Origin of the sequence: Streptomyces sp. NPDC006332 (assembly GCF_040612855.1) — a bacterium.
Lineage (GTDB): Bacteria > Actinomycetota > Actinomycetes > Streptomycetales > Streptomycetaceae > Streptomyces.
The window spans coordinates 56293-74291 of the sequence record NZ_JBEXRA010000048.1; the positions used below are offsets into that span (position 1 = coordinate 56293).

16 protein-coding genes and 1 riboswitch are annotated in these 17999 nt (G+C 71.5%); of the genes, 12 read left to right on the forward strand and 4 right to left on the reverse strand.

The genetic code is table 11. The features are described 5' to 3' along the window. The first annotated feature begins 34 nt into the window (after positions 1 to 34). Positions 35 to 1747 (forward strand): NAD(P)/FAD-dependent oxidoreductase, encoded by a 1713-nt coding sequence (locus tag ABZ027_RS33095; RefSeq protein WP_356774812.1) that lies wholly within the window; start codon positions 35 to 37, stop codon positions 1745 to 1747. 61 nt (positions 1748 to 1808) lie between these two features. On the opposite strand, the gene ABZ027_RS33100 is transcribed toward ABZ027_RS33095, so the two are convergent. After that, positions 1809 to 2498 (reverse strand): DUF5995 family protein, encoded by a 690-nt coding sequence (locus tag ABZ027_RS33100; RefSeq protein ID WP_356774814.1) that lies wholly within the window; start codon positions 2496 to 2498, stop codon positions 1809 to 1811. Positions 2499 to 2673: 175 nt separating this feature from the next. Here ABZ027_RS33100 and ABZ027_RS33105 point away from each other — a divergent pair, with 175 nt between their 5' ends. After that, the gene (locus tag ABZ027_RS33105) at positions 2674 to 3810 is read left to right on the forward strand and encodes a glycoside hydrolase family 6 protein (protein ID WP_356774843.1); all 1137 of its coding nucleotides are present in this window, start codon (positions 2674 to 2676) and stop codon (positions 3808 to 3810) included. Positions 3811 to 3830: 20 nt separating this feature from the next. Here the strand turns inward: ABZ027_RS33105 and ABZ027_RS33110 are convergent, their stop codons facing one another. Both ABZ027_RS33110 and ABZ027_RS33115 read right to left on the reverse strand, forming a co-directional pair. Beyond that, positions 3831 to 5222: a solute carrier family 23 protein gene (locus tag ABZ027_RS33110; protein ID WP_356774816.1), complete on the reverse strand. Its 1392-nt coding sequence runs from the start codon at positions 5220 to 5222 to the stop codon at positions 3831 to 3833. A 140-nt stretch (positions 5223 to 5362) separates the two neighbouring features. Beyond that, positions 5363 to 6574, reverse strand: a complete 1212-nt coding sequence (locus ABZ027_RS33115) for an MFS transporter (protein ID WP_356774818.1) — start codon at positions 6572 to 6574, stop codon at positions 5363 to 5365. Positions 6575 to 6700: 126 nt separating this feature from the next. On the opposite strand from ABZ027_RS33115, the gene ABZ027_RS33120 reads away from it, so the two are divergent. From ABZ027_RS33120 to ABZ027_RS33165, 10 genes are all read left to right on the forward strand, one after another. Beyond that, positions 6701 to 7999, forward strand: coding sequence for an ROK family transcriptional regulator (locus ABZ027_RS33120; RefSeq protein ID WP_356774820.1), 1299 nt, complete (start codon positions 6701 to 6703; stop codon positions 7997 to 7999). Positions 8000 to 8309: 310 nt separating this feature from the next. Next, a riboswitch (FMN riboswitch) is annotated at positions 8310 to 8440 on the forward strand. A gap of 145 nt (positions 8441 to 8585) precedes the next feature. Then, positions 8586 to 9188, forward strand: coding sequence for a riboflavin synthase (locus ABZ027_RS33125; protein WP_356774822.1), 603 nt, complete (start codon positions 8586 to 8588; stop codon positions 9186 to 9188). Further along, the gene (locus tag ABZ027_RS33130; protein WP_356774824.1) at positions 9185 to 9826 is read left to right on the forward strand and encodes a nicotinamide mononucleotide transporter family protein; all 642 of its coding nucleotides are present in this window, start codon (positions 9185 to 9187) and stop codon (positions 9824 to 9826) included. The genes ABZ027_RS33125 and ABZ027_RS33130 overlap by 4 nt, the downstream gene beginning before the upstream one ends. Beyond that, positions 9823 to 11112 (forward strand): bifunctional 3,4-dihydroxy-2-butanone-4-phosphate synthase/GTP cyclohydrolase II, encoded by a 1290-nt coding sequence (locus ABZ027_RS33135; protein ID WP_356774826.1) that lies wholly within the window; start codon positions 9823 to 9825, stop codon positions 11110 to 11112. Before ABZ027_RS33130 ends, ABZ027_RS33135 begins: the two co-directional genes overlap by 4 nt. Positions 11113 to 11138: 26 nt before the next feature. Beyond that, complete coding sequence (gene ribH, locus ABZ027_RS33140) at positions 11139 to 11624, forward strand: 6,7-dimethyl-8-ribityllumazine synthase (protein WP_329444289.1); 486 nt, start codon at positions 11139 to 11141, stop codon at positions 11622 to 11624. Between the two features lie 33 nt (positions 11625 to 11657). Next, the gene (locus ABZ027_RS33145) at positions 11658 to 11930 is read left to right on the forward strand and encodes a phosphoribosyl-ATP diphosphatase (RefSeq protein ID WP_143635302.1); all 273 of its coding nucleotides are present in this window, start codon (positions 11658 to 11660) and stop codon (positions 11928 to 11930) included. An 81-nt stretch (positions 11931 to 12011) separates the two neighbouring features. Next, positions 12012 to 12860, forward strand: a complete 849-nt coding sequence (gene hisG / locus ABZ027_RS33150; protein ID WP_356774829.1) for an ATP phosphoribosyltransferase — start codon at positions 12012 to 12014, stop codon at positions 12858 to 12860. 33 nt (positions 12861 to 12893) lie between these two features. Further along, positions 12894 to 13349, forward strand: coding sequence for a PH domain-containing protein (locus ABZ027_RS33155; protein ID WP_356774831.1), 456 nt, complete (start codon positions 12894 to 12896; stop codon positions 13347 to 13349). A gap of 225 nt (positions 13350 to 13574) precedes the next feature. Continuing rightward, entirely contained in the window at positions 13575 to 14903 is a 1329-nt protein-coding gene (locus tag ABZ027_RS33160; RefSeq protein ID WP_356774833.1) for a hemolysin family protein, read from the forward strand. Beyond that, positions 14900 to 15985, forward strand: coding sequence for a hemolysin family protein (locus tag ABZ027_RS33165; protein ID WP_356774835.1), 1086 nt, complete (start codon positions 14900 to 14902; stop codon positions 15983 to 15985). The genes ABZ027_RS33160 and ABZ027_RS33165 overlap by 4 nt, the downstream gene beginning before the upstream one ends. A gap of 26 nt (positions 15986 to 16011) precedes the next feature. Here ABZ027_RS33165 and ABZ027_RS33170 read toward each other — a convergent pair whose 3' ends face one another. Continuing rightward, a complete protein-coding gene (locus ABZ027_RS33170) occupies positions 16012 to 17874 on the reverse strand; it encodes an AAA family ATPase (protein ID WP_356774837.1) in 1863 nt (620 codons plus the stop codon). Between the last annotated feature and the right edge of the window lie 125 nt (positions 17875 to 17999).

Here is a 17999-nt window from a genome sequence, read left to right on the forward strand (position 1 = left end):
CCCTCTTACCTTCCGCGCAAGGAGTCCGTACCCCATGACGTCCACCGTGCCCAACGCCGTCGAGCACGCAGACGAGCAGCAGCCGCCGATCACCATGTTCGGCCCGGACTTCCCGTACGCGTACGACGACTTCCTCGCCCACCCGGCGGGCCTCGGTCAGATACCGGCGACCGAGCACGGCACCGAGGTCGCGGTCATCGGGGGCGGGCTGTCCGGCATCGTGGCCGCGTACGAACTGATGAAGATGGGCCTCAAGCCCGTCGTCTACGAGGCCGACCGGATCGGCGGGAGGCTGCGGACCGTTGGCTTCGACGGGTGCGACCCGTCCCTCACCGCCGAGATGGGCGCGATGCGCTTCCCGCCGTCCTCCACGGCCCTCCAGCACTACATCGACCTCGTGGACCTGACGACCCGGCCCTTCCCCAACCCCCTGGCGGAGGTGACCCCTTCGACCGTCGTCGACCTCAAGGGCGAGTCCCACTACGCCGAGACGATCGACGACCTGCCCCAGGTCTACCGGGACGTCGCCGCGGCCTGGAACACGTGCCTCGAAGAGGGGGCCGACTTCTCCGACATGAACCGCGCCATCCGGGAACGGGACGTGCCTCGCATCCGGGAGATCTGGGCGAAGCTCGTCGAGAAGCTCGACAACCAGACCTTCTACGGCTTCCTCTGCGACTCCGAGGCCTTCAGGTCCTTCCGGCACCGGGAGATCTTCGGCCAGGTCGGCTTCGGCACCGGCGGCTGGGACACCGACTTCCCCAACTCCATCCTGGAGATCCTGCGCGTCGTCTACACCGAGGCCGACGACCACCACCGCGGCATCGTCGGCGGCTCCCAGCAACTGCCGCTGCGCCTGTGGGAGCGCGAGCCGGAGAAGATCGTCCACTGGCCGTACGGGACCTCGCTCGCCGCCCTGCACGTGAACGGTGAGCCCCGCCCCGCCGTGACCCGGCTGCACCGCACCGCGGGCGACCGGATCACCGTCACCGACGCGGACGGCGACATCCGCACCTACCGGACGGCGATCTTCACCGCCCAGTCCTGGATGCTGCTGTCGAAGATCGACTGCGACGACTCGCTCTTCCCGATCGACCACTGGACGGCGATCGAGCGGACGCACTACATGGAGAGCTCGAAGCTGTTCGTCCCGGTCGACCGGCCGTTCTGGCTGGACGAGGCCGTCGACGACCGGGGGAACCCGACCGGCCGGGACGTCATGTCGATGACCCTCACCGACCGGATGACGCGCGGGACCTACCTCCTCGACGACGGCCCCGACAAACCGGCCGTCATCTGCCTCTCGTACACCTGGTGCGACGACAGCCTGAAGTGGCTGCCGCTGTCCGCGAACGAGCGGATGGAGGTCATGCTGAAGTCGCTCGGCGAGATTTATCCGAAGGTCGACATCCGCAAGCACGTCATCGGCAGCCCGGTGACGGTGTCCTGGGAGAACGAGCCCTACTTCATGGGCGCCTTCAAGGCCAACCTGCCCGGTCACTACCGTTACCAGCGGCGCCTGTTCACCCACTTCATGCAGGACCGGCTGCCCGAGGACAAGCGGGGCATCTTCCTCGCCGGCGACGACATCTCCTGGACGGCCGGCTGGGCCGAGGGGGCGGTGCAGACCGCGCTCAACGCGGTCTGGGGCGTCATGCACCACTTCGGAGGGGCGACCGACGCGACCAACCCGGGTCCGGGAGACGTGTACGACGAGATCGCGCCGGTCGAACTGCCCGAGGACTAGTGCCTGTCGCGGCACTAGGTGGGCCAGGCGGTTCCAAGAGGCCCTGAAGGCCCAGGACCCGTCACCGGTCGGGCAGCGGGGTGAGCAGCATCCGCCCCGCGAGGCCGACCGCCGCGTCCAGCCGTTCGGTGAACTCGCCCGCCACGTCGGGGAGTCCGCGCAGCGCCCACAGGGCCCGGGCCGCGGTCCAGGTGGCGTCCCGGGCCCGCTCCAGGCTCCACGAGCCGAGCAGATGGGTGAGCGGGTCGGCGATCTGGAGCAGGTCGGGGCCCGGCATCAGCTCTTCGCGGATGCTCTCCTCCAGCGAGACGAGGAGATCGCCCACGCGGTCGAACTCGTCCTCCACCTCGGCGGGTTCGCAGCCGAGCGTACGACAGGTGTCCACCACGGCGAGCGCCAGGTCGTGGCCGATGTGCGCGTTGATGCCCGCGAGCGCGAACTGAAGCGGTCGTACGCCGGGATGGCGGCGCATCTGGAACAGGGGCCGCCAGCAGGCGGGCGGACGCCGCTCCTCCCGCACCGTCTCCACGGCGGCCAGATAGCGCTCCGCGAACCGCACGTCCAGCGTGATCGCGGCCCGCGCGTCCTCGAACTGGCCGCTGTCGATACGCCGGTCGACCGCCTCCGTGACGGCGAGGTAGACACGGTTGAAGACGGCGACCCCGTCGGCTGGCGGGAGCGTCGCGTCGAGCGCGCGCATACGGGAGATGACCGCGTCCACAGGGGTGGTGAATTGTTCGCATTGCACCATGGGGGCAGGGTCGCAGCTTTAGTCTGACCCGGGTACCGGTGGGCCCGGCGCTTCCCCAGAACGGGGGAACGCGTGCCCGCCGTGGGGGAGGGGGAGCGCGACCGTGTCAGGCTTACGGGCCAGGCGGCAGGCGGCGCACCGGGCCGTGCGCGGGCGGACCGCGCGGCGCGGTGCGATGGTCGCCGCGGCATCCGTCGTCGTCGCGATCGGCACGGCGGCCGGGATGCTGACCGCCCTCGACGACCGGCGCGTCCACCGCGAGGCGAAGCCCGAGGTGACCGCCTCCGCCTTCCTGGCGCCGCTGCCCGCCGTACCGACGCCGTCCGCCTCCCCGAGCCCGAGCGTCTCCGCCTCGCCGTCCCCGACGAATAAGCCGCGGCCCACGCCGACGCCCACGCCCACGCCCACGCTGACCAAGCCGAAGGAGCAGGACCTGAGCGTCTTCGCGTCCACCCGGATCTACCGTCACCCCGAGTCCCAGGTGCTCGACTGGGTGCGCGCCAACGGCGCGGACCCGCGGCGGGCGGTCATCGAGTCCCGGATCGCCGACCAGCCCGCGGCCCTCTGGTTCGCGGACTTCACGCCGTCGACCATCACCTCCCGGGTCCGCGCGGTCACCTCGGGCGGCGCCGCCCAGGGCCGGGTCCCGGTGGTCGTGGCGTACACGATCCCGGGCCGCGACTGCGGCGGCGCCTCCGAGGGCGGGGCGCCCGACCTCGACGCCTACGACGCCTGGATCGACGCCTTCGCCGCCGGGCTGGGCTCCGGCGAGGTCGTCGTGATCCTGGAGCCGGACTCGGTCGCCCAGGCCGACTGCCTCTCCGCGGGCGAACGGTCCCGCCGCTTCGCCTCGTTGGCTCGCGCGGGTCGGGTCCTGAAGGCCGCCAACCCCAGGGCGCGCGTCTACTACGACGCAGGTCATTCCGGCTGGAACCCGGCCGCGAAACAGGCGGGTTGGCTCAGGCAGGCCGGTGCCGCCTCGGCCGCGTCCTCCGACGGTGTCTTCAGCAACGTCTCCAACTTCCACCGCACGTCCGACGAGATCGCCTACGACCGGCGGGTCCTCGACGCGCTGGGCGGCCCGGCCGGCCTGGGCGCCGTCATCGACACCAGCCGCAACGGCAACGGCGCCCCGGCGGACGGCGAGTGGTGCGACCCGCCCGGCCGCGGGATCGGCCGGGCGCCCACGCTCAGCACCGGGGAAGACCGGATCGACGCCTTCCTGTGGGTGAAGCTGCCGGGGGAGTCGGACGGCTGCAAGGGCTCGCCCGGGACGTTCTCGCCTTCCTACGCCTACGAGTTGGCGCGCTGACCCTTCACGGGGCTGACCCTTTACGGGTTGGCGCGCTGACCGTTCTCGTCGTAGGAACTGGTGCCCTCGTCCAGCAGTGGCCGCCCCGACTTGAGATGGGCCGGCGCGAACACGCGCAGCGCGTGGTAGCCGGTGATCACGACCAGGGTGCCCAGCGCGATGCCGCTCAGCGAGAAGGTGTCGGTGAACTTCATCGTCACGTCGCCGACGCCGATGATGATGCCCGCCGCGGCCGGTACCAGGTTGAGTGGGTTGCGCAGGTCCACCTCGGCGTTGAGCCAGATCTGGGCGCCGAGCAGGCCGATCATGCCGTACAGGATGACGGTGATGCCGCCGAGGACACCGCCCGGGATCGCGGCCACCACCGCCCCGAACTTCGGGCACACGCCGAACAGGAGGGCGAAACCGGCGGCGGCCCAGTACGCGGCCGTGGAGTAGACCCGGGTCGCGGCCATCACGCCGATGTTCTCGGAGTAGGTGGTGTTGGGCGGGCCGCCGACCGCGGTGGAGAGCACGGAGCCGATGCCGTCGGCGGAGATCGCCGTACCGAGCCTGTCGTCCAGCGAGTCGCCGGTCATCTCGCCGACCGCCTTGACGTGCCCGGCGTTCTCGGCGACCAGGGCGATCACCACGGGCAGCGCGACCAGGATCGCCGACCACTCGAAGGACGGACCGTGGAAGGACGGCAGCCCGACCCAGTCGGCCCGGCCGACGCCGGACAGATCGAGCCGCCAGTGGTCGGTGAGCTTGCCGCTCGCGTCCACCGAGTGGATCCGCCCGAAGATCCGGTCGAACGCCCAGGAGACGCCGTAGCCGAAGACCAGGCCCAGGAAGATCGCGATCCGGGACCAGAATCCACGCAGGCAGACCACGGCCAGCCCGGTGAACAGCATGACCAGCAAAGCCGTCCACTGGTCCTGCGGCCAGTACGTGGTGGCGGTGACCGGGGCCAGATTGAAGCCGATCAGCATCACCACCGCGCCGGTGACGACCGGCGGCATCGCCGCGTGGATGATCCGCGCACCGAACCGCTGCACGGCGACACCGACCAGGAACAGCGCGACACCGACGACCAGGACCGCGCCGGTCACCGTGGCACTCGTCCCGCCCTGCGCCCGGATGACCGCGGCGACACCCACGAAGGACAGCGAGCAGCCCAGGTAACTGGGCACCCGGCCGCGGGTGGCGAGCAGGAAGATCATGGTCGCCACGCCCGACATCATGATCGCGAGGTTGGGATCCAGGCCCATGAGGACGGGCGCGACGAACGACGCGCCGAACATGGCCACCACGTGCTGAGCGCCGAGCCCGGCCGTGCGGGGCCAGGAGAGCCGTTCGTCGGGGCGGACCACCGCTCCCGGTTCCGGAGTCCGTCCGTCGCCGTGCAGCTTCCAGCCGACGCCAAGATCCATGGTGCGGTTTCGCTTTCGTCGTACCTGCGGTTGTTCGTGGGGCCCGCGGTTCGGGGGCGGGTGCCCCGCTCATTGTCCAGGGAACGGACGCTGAGCCTCCGCTCAGGGTGGGGAGGCACGTCCCGCCCGGAGGGATCCGTTCAGGGCCGCGGGCTCGCGGCCGCCGCGGTCTCGGCACTCAGCTTCGGACGGTCCCGGTCGCCCGCCCGCAGCACGCCCGCGAAGGCCACCAGCCCGCAGGCCAGTACGGTCACCAGACCGAAGGACACCGTCAGGCTGGTGACCTGGGCGAGACCGCCGATGGCGCTCGGCGCGACCAGGCCCGAGGTGTACGTGATGGTCGCCACGCCGGCGATGGCCAGGCTGGGATTCGGGCCGCTGCGGCCCGCCGCGGCGAAGCACAGAGGTACGACGACGGCGATGCCCAGCCCCATCAGCGCGAACCCCGCCATGGCCACCGCCGGATGACCCGCCACGACGACCAGCAGCCCGCCCAGGGCGGCCAGCACTCCGCCCACCCGGACCGTGTACACCGAGCCGAACCGGTCCACCACCTTGTCGCCGACCAGCCTCGCGATCGCCATGGTGAGCGTGAAGCCCGTGGTGCAGGCGGCCGCCAGCCCCGCCGAACTGTCCAGCCGGTCACGCAGGTAGACCGCCGACCAGTCCAGGCTCGCGCCCTCGGCGAACACCGCGCAGAACCCGACCGCGCCGATCAGCAGCGCCGACTTCGGGGGCAGCGCGAACCGGGGCGGCGGCTCCTCGTCGTCGGCCGGCTGGATGTCGAGAACCCAGGTGCACGCGGCAAGGCCCAGTACGGTCAGGACGGCGGCGGCCAGCGCGTGGTGCAGCCGGGCGTCCGATCCGAGGTGTGCGGCGAGTGTGCCCGCCGCCGAGCCGATCAGGGCGCCCGCGCTCCACAGACCGTGCAGCCCGGACATGATCGACCGTCCCAGCCGGTTCTCGATCTCGACGCCCAGCGCGTTCATCGCCACGTCCGCCATGCCCGCCGAGGCGCCGTAGACGAACAGCGCCACGCACAGGGCCAACAGGTTCGGGGCGAGGGACGGCAGGATCAGCGACAGCGTCCACAGGGCGATCAGGCCGCGCAGGGCGTTGCGTGCGCCGAAGCGGTGACTGATGCGGCCCGCCAGCGGCATGGCCACGGACGCGCCGAGCGCGGGGAAGGCCAGCGCGAGCCCCAGTTGACCCGCACCGACCGAGGCGTGCTCCTGGATCCACGGCACACGGGTCGCGAACGAGCCGGTGACGGCACCGTGCACGGCGAACACGGCGGCCACGGCGTACCGCGCCCGTCGCACCTCGCGTCGGTCATAGACCACATCGCTCATTCTCCGGCCCCTCCAGGTTTCCGGGTCCCCGCCCGCGACGGCGTAAACTATCAGGAAGCCTGCCTGATAGAAAGCGCTCTACCGGCCGCCCGCCGTGCGGCCCCGCCGATCTGGAAGGATCCCGGCATGCCCGCATCCCCGAGCACCGCCCGGGCCATCAACGACCGGCTCGCCCTGCGCCTGCTCCAGCAGGAAGGGCCGCTGACGGCAGGGCGGTTGAAGCAGCTCACCGGCCTGTCCCGGCCGACCGTCGCCGACCTCGTCGAGCGCCTCACCGCCTCCGGTCTGATCGAGGTGGTCGGGGAGTCGGGCGAGCAGCGACGCGGGCCCAACGCCAAGCTGTACGGGATCGTCGCCGAGCGCGCCCAGCTGGCCGCCCTCGACGTCCGTACCGAGGGCGTCGCCGTGGTCGTGTCCGACCTGCTCGGGCGGGTGCTCGCCGAGGCGTCCGTGCCGATCGACGACGACGCCGGGACCGGGCCCGCGGTGGAGCAGGCGGTCACGCTGGTCGAGCGGGCGGCGAAGGAGGCGGGGGCGGACCGGCTGCACACGGTCGGCATCGGCACGCCCGGGCTCATCGACCCCGCCAGCGGCGAACTGCGCGACTCCTCCGGGCTGCCCGCCTGGCACCGGCGCCTGGTGGCGGCCCTGCAGGAGCGGCTCCCCGAGGCCCGGTTCAGCGTCGAGAACGAGACCAACCTCGCCGCCCTCGCCGAACAGCGCGACGGTGCCGCCCGGGACCGGGACACCTTCGTGCTGCTGTGGCTAGGCATGGGCATCGGCGCCGCGTTGGTCCTCGACGGGGCGCTGCGCCGGGGGGCTTCCGGCGGTGCCGGCGAGATCGGCTTCCTGCCGGTGCCGGGGACGGCCGGGCTCCCGTCGGCGACCGGCTGCGACGGAGGGTTCCACTCCCTCGCGGCGGCCGGGGCGATCGCCGCCCTGGCGGCGGAGCACGGTGTGACGGCCACGGCGGCGGCGCACGAGCCGCACGCGGCGGCGCTGGTTCGGGCGGCGGTGAGGCGGACGGCGGTGGTACGGGAGGCTTCGGGCGGCGTGCGTCGCGAAGTCCCCGCCGAGGGCGGTCCCGCCGCCTCGCGCACCTACCCGGACCCCGCCATCCCGCGCACCCGCCCGGACCCCGCCGCCGACCGTTTCCTCGACGTCCTCGCCGACCGGGTCGCCCTCGGTGCCGCGGCCGTCGTCTCCGTCCTGGACCCGGGCTGTGTGGTGCTGGCCGGCGAGATCGGCCGTGCGGGCGGCGACACCCTGGCCCGGCGCGTCCAGGACCGCCTGGCCCGGCTGTCCCCCCTGCCGACGGAGGTGCGGCCCAGCGCGCTGGGCGGGGGAGCGGTGCTGCGCGGGGCGCTGCTCACGGCCCGTGACCGGGCGCAGGACGACCTGTTCGCGCCCCGGAGAACGAGCTAGCTCCGCCGCCAACTCGGCCGACCGGTCGGCCCCTTGCGTGCGGATGCCGGAGAGGAGACCCGGCGGCGGGCAAGGGCCGTCGTCACCGCCACCGGGCCCGTCTCCATGGGGGACCACGCAGGCCGACCCTAGAAAGGCCTAGACCAATACGTCAAGGGTGCGGAACCGATTCAACGGGGCGCTCAGCGGCGCGGGTTGGGGCTGTCGCGCCCCCGCGCGAGAAGTCCATCGGCACTCTCTGTGAGCCACCCCACACCGTTCACCCGTATGGTCGCCGATCGGGCGTGGCACACTGACCATGTACCAGAAGCAGCGCACTCCGGGGTCGGTGAAAGTCCGAACCGGCGGTTACAGTCCGCGACCCGGTCACTTCCAGTGGCCGGTTGACCAGGTGAAATTCCTGGACCGACGGTTAAAGTCCGGATGGGAGGCAGTGCGCGGCGGGCGGGCATTCGTGCGCGCCGCCGTATCGGTCCGTCCATGGGACGAACCCTGTTCGGCGTCGCCCCCGGTGTTCTCGCTCGTACGTTCTGTCGTCATCGACAGCCCCGGAGTCCGTGCCCGAAGAGGCAGGAGGACCCGGGAAGTGTTCACCGGAATCGTCGAAGAGCTGGGTGAGGTCACCGCCGTCGAGAACCTCGGCGACGCCTCCCGCTTCCGGCTGCGCGGCCCCGTCGTCACGGAAGGCGCGAAGCACGGCGACTCCATCGCCGTCAACGGTGTCTGTCTGACCGTCGTCGACCACGAGGGCGACGAGTTCACCGCCGATGTGATGGCCGAGACCCTGAACCGTTCCAGCCTGGGCGTCCTCGCCGTGGGCTCCCGCGTCAACCTGGAGCGCCCCACCGCCGTGGGCGCCCGCCTCGGCGGCCACATCGTGCAGGGGCACGTCGACGGCACCGGCCGGGTGCTGGAGCGCAAGCCGTCCGAGAACTGGGAGATCGTCAAGATCGAGCTCCCCGCGGACCTCACGCGCTACGTCGTGGAGAAGGGCTCCATCACCGTCGACGGCATCAGCCTCACCGTCGTCGACGCCGGCCCCGACCACTTCACCGTGAGCCTCATCCCCACCACCCTCGACCTGACCACGCTCGGCCGCAAGCAGCCAGGCGACCCGGTCAACCTCGAAGTCGACATCATCGCCAAGTACGTCGAGCGGCTGCTGACCAGTCAGGGGGCCACCCGGTGAACTGGCTGAACTCCGAGGCGTTCGTCCTCCTCGACCAGCACATCCTCTGGTCGGACATGGTCGGCAACATCTTCGGCCTGATCGGCCTCGCCCTCGGCTGGCGGCGCTCGCTGTGGACCTGGCCGGTGCAGTTCCTCTCCGGCCTGATCCTCTTCGGCGCGTTCTTCGGGCACCTGACCGGCAGCGCCGGCAAGCAGGCCGTCGTGATGGTCGTCGCCCTGTACGGCTGGTGGCAGTGGAACCGGGGCAAGGACGGAGCCGGCGACGGCCACATCACCCCGCGCTTCGCCACCTGGCCCGAGCGCGCGGCGATGGTCGCTGCTGCCGCCGCCGGCACGGTCGCGGTGGCCCTGCTCTTCAAGGCGTACCCGACCCTGTCCTGGGACCCCTGGCCCGACGCCTACATCTTCGTCGGCACCGTCGTCGCCATGTACGCGCAGGCCCGCGGCATGGTCGAGTTCTGGTTCGCCTGGCTCCTCGTCGACCTCGTCGGCGTCCCCCTCAACTTCGCCAACGGCTACGCCTTCTCCGGTTTCGTCTACGTCATCTACGGCGCGCTCGTCCTGTGGGGCATGCGCGACTGGTGGCTGCGCTCCCGCAAGGCCTCGAAGCCCTTCCTGGAAGGAGCGCCGGCATGACGGCGGCACCGATCCTGTACAGCACCGAAACCATCGAGGACTTCACGCTCGACCCGATCGAGCAGGCCATCGCGGACATCGCGGCCGGCCGGCCGATCGTGGTCGTCGACGACGAGGACCGCGAGAACGAGGGCGACCTCGTGGTCGCCGCCGAGAAGGTGACCCCCGAGATCGTCGCCTTCATGATGAGCGAGTGCCGCGGCCTGATCTGCGCCCCCATGGAGGGCGACGAACTGGACCGGCTCCAGCTCCCGCAGATGGTCGGCGACAACACCGAGTCGATGAAGACCGCGTTCACCGTCTCCGTGGACGCCTCCGCCGCGCACGGCGTGAGCACCGGGATCTCCGCCGCCGACCGCGCCGCCACCCTGCAGCTCCTCGCGAGCGGTACGGCGCAGCCGTCGGACCTGGTCCGTCCCGGCCACATCTTCCCGCTGCGCGCCCGGCCCGGCGGGGTGCTCGTCCGCGACGGCCACACCGAGGCCGCCGTCGACCTCGCCCGTCTCGCCGGCCTGCGCCCGGCCGGCGCCATCGTCGAGATCGCCGGCGAGGACGGCAGCATGCTGCGGCTGCCCGAACTGATCCCCTTCGCCCGCAAGCACAACCTGACGATCATCTCCATCGAGGACCTGATCGCCTACCGGCGCTCGTCCGAGCCCACCGTCCGCCGCGAGGCCCAGACCCGGCTGCCCACCACCCACGGCGAGTTCACCGCGTACGGCTACCGCTCCACCGTCGACGGCGTGGAACACGTCGCCCTGGTGCACGGCGACATCGGCGACGGCGAGGACATCGTCGTCCGCGTCCACTCCGAATGCCTCACCGGCGACATCTTCGGCTCCGCGCGGTGCGACTGCGGCCCCCAACTGGACGCCTCCCTGGACCGCGTCCAGGCCGAGGGCAGGGGAGTGGTGGTCTATCTGCGCGGCCACGAGGGGCGCGGCATCGGCCTGCTGTCCAAGCTGCGCGCGTACGAGCTCCAGGAGCAGGGCCACGACACCCTCGACGCCAACCTGGAACTCGGCCTGCCCGCCGACGCCCGGGACTACGGCGCCGGCGCGCAGATCCTCCAGGACCTCGGCGTCCGCAGCCTGCGCCTGATGACCAACAACCCGGACAAGGTCGACGCGCTGGTCCGGCACGGCCTCAGGGTCACCGGCCGCGAGCCGATGCCGGTCCACGCGGGCGAGCACAACCTCCGCTACCTGCGAACCAAGCGGGACCGGATGGGGCACGACCTGCCCTGGCTGGAGACGGCCCCCGTCTCCACCTGCGGCAACCAGTAAGAAAGACCATCGAGGAGATACGAGACGTGAGCGGCAAGGGTGCACCGGAACTGTCCGTACGCAACGTCGGGGACCTGCGGGTCGCCGTCATCGCGGCGCAGTGGCACGAGAAGGTGATGGACGGTCTGGTGGACGGCGCCCTGCGCGCCCTGCGCGATCTGGGCATCGACGAGCCGACCCTGCTGAGGGTCCCCGGCAGCTGGGAGCTCCCGGTCGTCGCCAAGGTCCTCGCGGGCCGCGGCTACGACGCGATCGTCGCCCTCGGAGTCGTCATCCGCGGCGGCACCCCCCACTTCGAGTACGTGTGCCAGGGCGTCACCCAGGGCCTCACCCAGGTCTCCGTCGACACCGGCGTGCCCGTCGGCATGGGCGTGCTCACCTGTGACACCGAGGAACAGGCCCTGGACCGGGCCGGAATCGAGGGCTCCAACGAGGACAAGGGCCACGAGGCGGTGACGGCGGCGGTGGCCACGGCGGCCACCCTCCGCTCAGTATCCGAACCGTGGCGATGAGCCGCCCGGCACACGCGTAAAGTGGGCGCCACCATGTCCAATAAGACGTTCGAGGAGCTCTTCGACGAGCTCCAGCACAAGGCCGCCAACGGCGATCCCGCCACCTCCCGCACCGCAGAGCTGGTCGGCAAGGGTGTCCATGCCATCGGCAAGAAGGTCGTCGAAGAGGCCGCCGAGGTATGGATGGCCGCTGAGTACGAGGGCAAGGAAGCCGCCGCCGAGGAGATCTCGCAGCTGCTCTACCACGTCCAGGTGATGATGGTCGCCCGCGGGATCTCGCTGGACGACGTCTACGCCCACCTCTGAGCCGTAACCGAACCCCACCACGTACGCACGAACCACTGTGCGCACGAACCACCGTACGCACGAACGAAGGAAGCCGACCTCATGCTGCGCATCGCCGTCCCCAACAAGGGTTCCCTGTCAGGACCTGCGGCGGAGATGCTGCATGAGGCCGGCTACCAGCAGCGCCGCGAGTCCAAGGAACTGCGGATCGTCGACCCGACCAACGAGGTCGAGTTCTTCTACCTCCGCCCCCGTGACATCGCGATCTACGTCTCGTCCGGCAAACTCGACATCGGCATTACCGGCCGCGACCTGCTGATCGACTCGGGCGCCAACGCGGAGGTCATCCTCCCGCTCGGCTTCGCCCGCTCCACCTTCCGCTTCGCCGCCAAGCCCGGCACGGCGAGCGGCATCGCGGACCTGGCCGGCATGACGGTGGCCACCTCGTACGAGGGGATCGTCGCCAAGCACCTCGCCGACAACGGCATCGACGCCTCCGTCGTCCACCTCGACGGGGCCGTGGAGACCGCGATCGAACTGGGCGTCGCCGAGGTCATCGCGGACGTCGTCGAGACCGGCACCTCGTTGCGCAACGCGGGCCTCGAGGTGTTCGGCGACCCGATCATGAAGTCCGAGGCCGTGGTCGTCCGCCGGGTCGGCGCCGAGGCCGAGGAGACCAAGGTCCAGCAGTTCCTGCGCCGCCTCCAGGGCGTCCTGGTGGCCCGGACCTACGTGATGATGGACTACGACTGCCGGGTCGAGCAGCTCGAGAAGGCCGTCGCCCTCACCCCCGGCCTGGAGTCCCCGACCGTCTCCCCGCTGCACAACGAGGGCTGGGTCGCCGTCCGCGCGATGGTCCCGTCCAAGGAGGCCCAGCGGATCATGGACGACCTGTACGAGATCGGGGCCCGGGCCATCCTGACCACGGCCATCCACGCCTGCCGTCTCTGACAGCAGTACGAGAGCCGAAGACGCCGAGGAACCATGTCGGACCTGCCCCCGCTCCCCGTCACGTTCCGGCCGAGCCGGACCCGTGCCGTTCTGCTGACCGCCGGCGTCGCGATCTTCGTGGTCATCACGACGGTCGCGATGCTGCTGGAACAGCTCAGCCCAGGCGAGCGCCTCAGCTTCGTCTTCACGGCGGCCCTCCTGGCCGGCGTGCTGTTCCTGCTGTCCCGGCCGAAAGTCGTGGCCGACGAGTCGGGTGTCACGGTCGTCAACATCGCCGGCCGGCGCCGTCTGGACTGGGCCGAGATCATCCAGGTGAACCTCCGTCCCGGTGATCCCTGGGTGTTCCTCAACCTCAGCGACGGCACCAGCCTGCCGGCCCTCGGTATCCAGCCGGGCATCGCCAAACAGCGCGCCATCGCGGACGCCCGAGCCCTGCGAGCGCTCGCCGAGGCGCGCTCCACAGCCCGCTCCGGCGAAGATCAGGACTGACTCGGTGCGGTCCACCCTGACGCATTACCCCCAGTCGTGATTAATCTGGTGGCGGTGGCGTATTCGCTGCGCCTCCGCCCCCGCGCGCCGACCGGCGCCCCGGGGGTTCCTGCTACGCGAGGAGTGACCCTCTCCGGCGATGGACGGATCGTCCTGTAGTACCTGCGCCGCCCCCTGCCGACATACCGCGGAACCGCTCCGCGCGTACGCGGAGGCGGCGGTATCATGATCATCCCCCTGCTGCTCCTCGGAGCGGCGTTCCTGCTGATTCTCGCCAACGGATTCTTCGTGGCGGCCGAGTTCGGCCTGGTGACGGTCGAGGCGACCGACGCCGAGAAGGCCGCCGCCGAGGGCGACCGACGGGCTCGTACGGTCGTCGAGTCCCTCAAGGAGCTGTCCTTCCAGCTCTCCGGCACCCAGCTCGGCATCACCATCACCTCGCTGGTCGTCGGCATGCTCGCCGAACCGGCGCTCGCCCAACTGCTGCACGGCCCCATCACCGCGACCGGCATCCCCGAGGGCGCCGTGTCCGGTGTCGCCGTGGTCGTCGGCATGCTGCTGGCCTCCGCCGTGCAGATGGTGATCGGTGAGCTGGTGCCCAAGAACTGGGCGGTGTCCAAGCCCCTGCAGGTCGTGCGCTTCGTCGCGGGCCCGCAGCACGCCTTCGCCCGCCTCTTCCACCCGGTGATCGCGGCCCTGAACGCGGTCGCCAACCGGCTCGTGCGGGCCCTGGGCATCGAGCCCGCCGAGGAACTGGCCTCCGCCCGCACCCCCGGCGAACTCGTCTCCCTGGCCCGGCACTCCGCGCGGGCCGGCGCCCTGGAACAGGACACCGCCGACCTCTTCGTACGGACGCTGTCGCTCGGTGAGCTGACCGCACAGCACGTCATGACCCCCCGGGTGCGGGTCAGCGCCCTGCAGTCCTCGGCGACCGCCGAGGACGTGGTGAACCTGACCCGCGCCACCGGCCTGTCCCGCTTCCCCGTCTACCGAGAACGGATCGACGAGGTCGTCGGCATGGCACACCTCAAGGACGCGCTGGCCGTCCCCGTGCACGACCGGCTGCGCACCCCCGTGGTGCGCATCGCCCGCCCGGCGCTGCTGGTGCCCGAGACCCTGCCGGTGCAGCCCCTGCTCGCGCAGCTGCGCAGTGAGCAGCCCATCGCCGTCGTCGTCGACGAGTACGGCGGCACGGCCGGCGTCGTCACGCTGGAGGACATCGTCGAGGAGATCGTCGGTGAGGTCCGTGACGAGCACGACGGGCACGACCTGCCGGAACTCGCCGCCGCCCCGCCGGAGGACGGCCGGCCCGCCTGGGAGGCCGACGGCAGCTGCCGCGTCGACATCCTGAGGCGCATCGGCCTGGACGTGCCCGAGGGCCCCTACGAGACCGTCGCCGGCCTGGTCGCCGATCTGCTCGGCCGTATCCCCGCCGTCGGGGACCGGGCCGAACTGCCCGGCTGGCGGCTCACCGTCCGCCAGGTCGGGCACTACCGCGCGGAACGGGTACGACTCGTGCGCATCGCCCCCGTCGTGGTGGAGGCCGCCCGATGAGCGTCCTGCAACTCCTCTTCGCCGCGCTGCTCGTCCTCGCCAACGGTTTCTTCGTCGGCGCCGAGTTCGCGCTGGTCTCCGTGCGCCGCAGCCAGATCGAACCGCTCGGCACCGCCCGGGCCCGCCAGGTCCTGTACGGCCTGGAGCGGCTGCCGCAGATGATGGCGGCCGCGCAGTTCGGCATCACGGTCTGCTCGCTGACCCTGGGCGCGGTCGCCGAGCCGACCGTGGCGGGCCTGCTGGAGCCGGTCTTCGAGTGGGTCCACCTGCCGCACGGCATGATCCACCCGCTCGGCTATGTGATCGCGCTCGCCGTGGTCGTCTTCTTCCACCTCGTCATCGGCGAGATGGTGCCCAAGAACCTCGCGATGGCGGCACCGGAGAAGGCCGCGCTGTGGCTCAGCCCCGGCCTGGTCGCCTTCGCCCGCCTGTGCAGGCCGATCACCGTGGCCCTCGGCGCCTGCGCCCGGGGCATCCTGCGGCTCTTCCACGTCGAGCCCAAGGACGAGGTCGAGGCGGTCTTCACCAGCGAACAGCTCAACCGGCTGGTGGAGGACTCCGGCCAGGCCGGTCTGCTCGACCCCGAGGAGCAGGAACGCCTGGAGGACGCCCTGGAGCTGGGCTCCCGCCCGGTCACGGACGTCCTGCTGAGCCGCGAGTCACTGGTGACGGTGAGCCCCTCGGTCACCCCGGGCCAGATCGTCGAGCTCACCGCCCGCACCGGCTACTCCCGCTTCCCGGTGGCGGCGGAGAACGGCGCCTTCATGGGCTACCTGCACGTGAAGGACGTACTAGACCTGGAGGACTCCGAGCGGGCGGTGCCGCAGCAGGTGTGGCGGCCGATGACGACCCTCAGGCCCGAACTCCCGCTCGACGACGCGCTCACCGTGATGCGGCGGGCCGCCACCCACCTGGCCCAGGTCGCCGACGCGTCCGGCAAGGTGCTGGGGCTGGTGGCGCTGGAGGACGTCTTGGAGCTGCTGGTCGGTGAGGTACGCGACCCCGCGCACCGCCAGGTGCCGGAGGTGCGGGTCACGGAGCCGAGGGCCAGCGGGGCGCCGGAGGAGGCGTTGGCGGGCTGACGCCCCACGCGAGGCCGCGGGGTCCGTCAGATCGCCGACGGATCCTGCGGCCCCCGCCCCGACAGCACCTCTCCGTACGCCTGCATCAGATCCGGCAGCCGCAGCGTCGACAGGTCGTCCCGCGTCAGCGTCCCCGGGTACGTCGACAACCGCAGATCCCGGTACGCGCAGCTCTTCTCGTACAGGGTCCGCAGGAACCGTCCGTTGCCCAGTTCGTCGATCCACCCCTGGTCGACCACGTGTCCGGCGATCGAGCGCACCTCGTCCAGTGCCTCCTCGTCCCAGACGTCACCGTTCTCCGCGGCCAGCACCTCACCGATGGAGGTGAGTTCGAGGGGGCGGTAGGAGGGGAAGTCGACGCGGGTGGTGAAGCGGGACGACAGCCCCGGGTTCGCGGCGAGCAGGCGGTCCATGCCCTCCGGGTACCCGGCCAGTATCACCACGAGGTGGTCCCGGTTGTCCTCCGCGCGCTTCAGCAGCACCTGCAAGGCCTCGTCGCCGTACGCGTCGCCCTTGCCGTAGCCGGAGTTCGACAACGAGTAGGCCTCGTCGACGAAGAGGACGCCGCCGAGCGCGGAGTCGATCAGCTCGTTGGCCTTGACCGCGGTCTGGCCGAGGTACTCGCCGACGAGATCCGCCCGCTGCGCCTCCACCAGATGGTCGCCGCCGAGCAGCCCGAGGGCGTAGAAGACCCGGCCGAGGATGCGGGCCACCGTGGTCTTGCCGGTGCCGGAGGGACCGGAGAAGACGAAGTGCCGCTTGGGCGGCTGGACCGGCAGACCCTGCCCGGCCCGCAACCGGGCCATGTTCAACTGCGCGGACAGCGCCTTCACCTGGCGCTTCACCGGCTCCAGCCCCACCATGCGCTCCAGCTCGGACAGCGCCTCATCGAGCAGCCCCGGATCGGTGGGCCCGGCGGGCAGCGACGGGGAGGACACGAGCCTCTCGCGCACCGCCGGGCCGGTCAACGGCGGCAGCGCGCCGGAGGCCGGCGGATCCGGCTCCGTGATTCTCAGCTCGCGTCCCTCCACGCCGAACAGCGGGTCGAAGCCGTCGGGTCCGTCCACGGTGTCCTGCCCGGCCCCGGTCAGGGTGAGCGCCGCCAGGTCGGTCGACTCGTCGTAGCCGTCGCCCTCGGCGATCGCGGCGAGCCGGGCCGAGGTGTCCATGAACGCGGGATCGACGCGGTGCACGGCCCGGTACAGGGGCAGCGCCGCGGCGCTGCGGCCGGTGCCCTCGTGGGACCGGGCCAGCCAGTAGCGCAGCTCCTTGCGCTGCGGCTGCTCGCTGCGGCACCTCATCAGCGCCGACGACAGCAGCGGCTCGGCCTGCCCGTACATCTCGAGCCGGACCCGGGCCATCCCGCCGAACAGACCGGCCTCGATGCCCAGTATGGGGTCGTTGATCAACGGGTCGGTGTTGCGGACCAGCTGTTCCCAGTCCTTGACCAGGTAGGCGCGGCAGGCGTGCAGGAAGCGGACCTGGGGGTCGGCGTCCACGGGCGGCAGGCCCGCGAGGGCCCGGTCGAGTTCCGGGACGTGCCGTCCGTCCAGCCAGTGCGAGGCGTGCGCGAGGAGCAGGTCACGCGGGCTCTCCAGCACCGGTTGCACCCACCAGCCCAGCCAGTACCAGGAGTTGAGGGTGCGGCGGTGCCGGGCGCGCTGTTCGCCGAAGCGGTCCCGGTGCCGGAACATCCGCAGCAGCGCGGTCGTCGTGTCCAGCCGCAGCGCGTGCAGTCCGAGCCAGCCGTCGGCCATCCCGGGATCGATCCGCACCGCGGTACGGAACTCCTCCTCCGCCTGCGGATAGGCGCCCATCGTGTAGGCGTCGACGCCTCGCAGCCAGGCGAGGTCGGCCGGGGCCTCGGGGCCCCGCGTGCCGAAGTCCATCACGTCCCCCACAAACCATGCCCCCGGTGGTGGGGGGGGGCGCGCGGCGGGCCCGGGGGGCCGGGGGTGGTCTGCACGCTGTCCGCAGGCGCGCTGACCGGAGGGGCGACTACAACTGACACGAT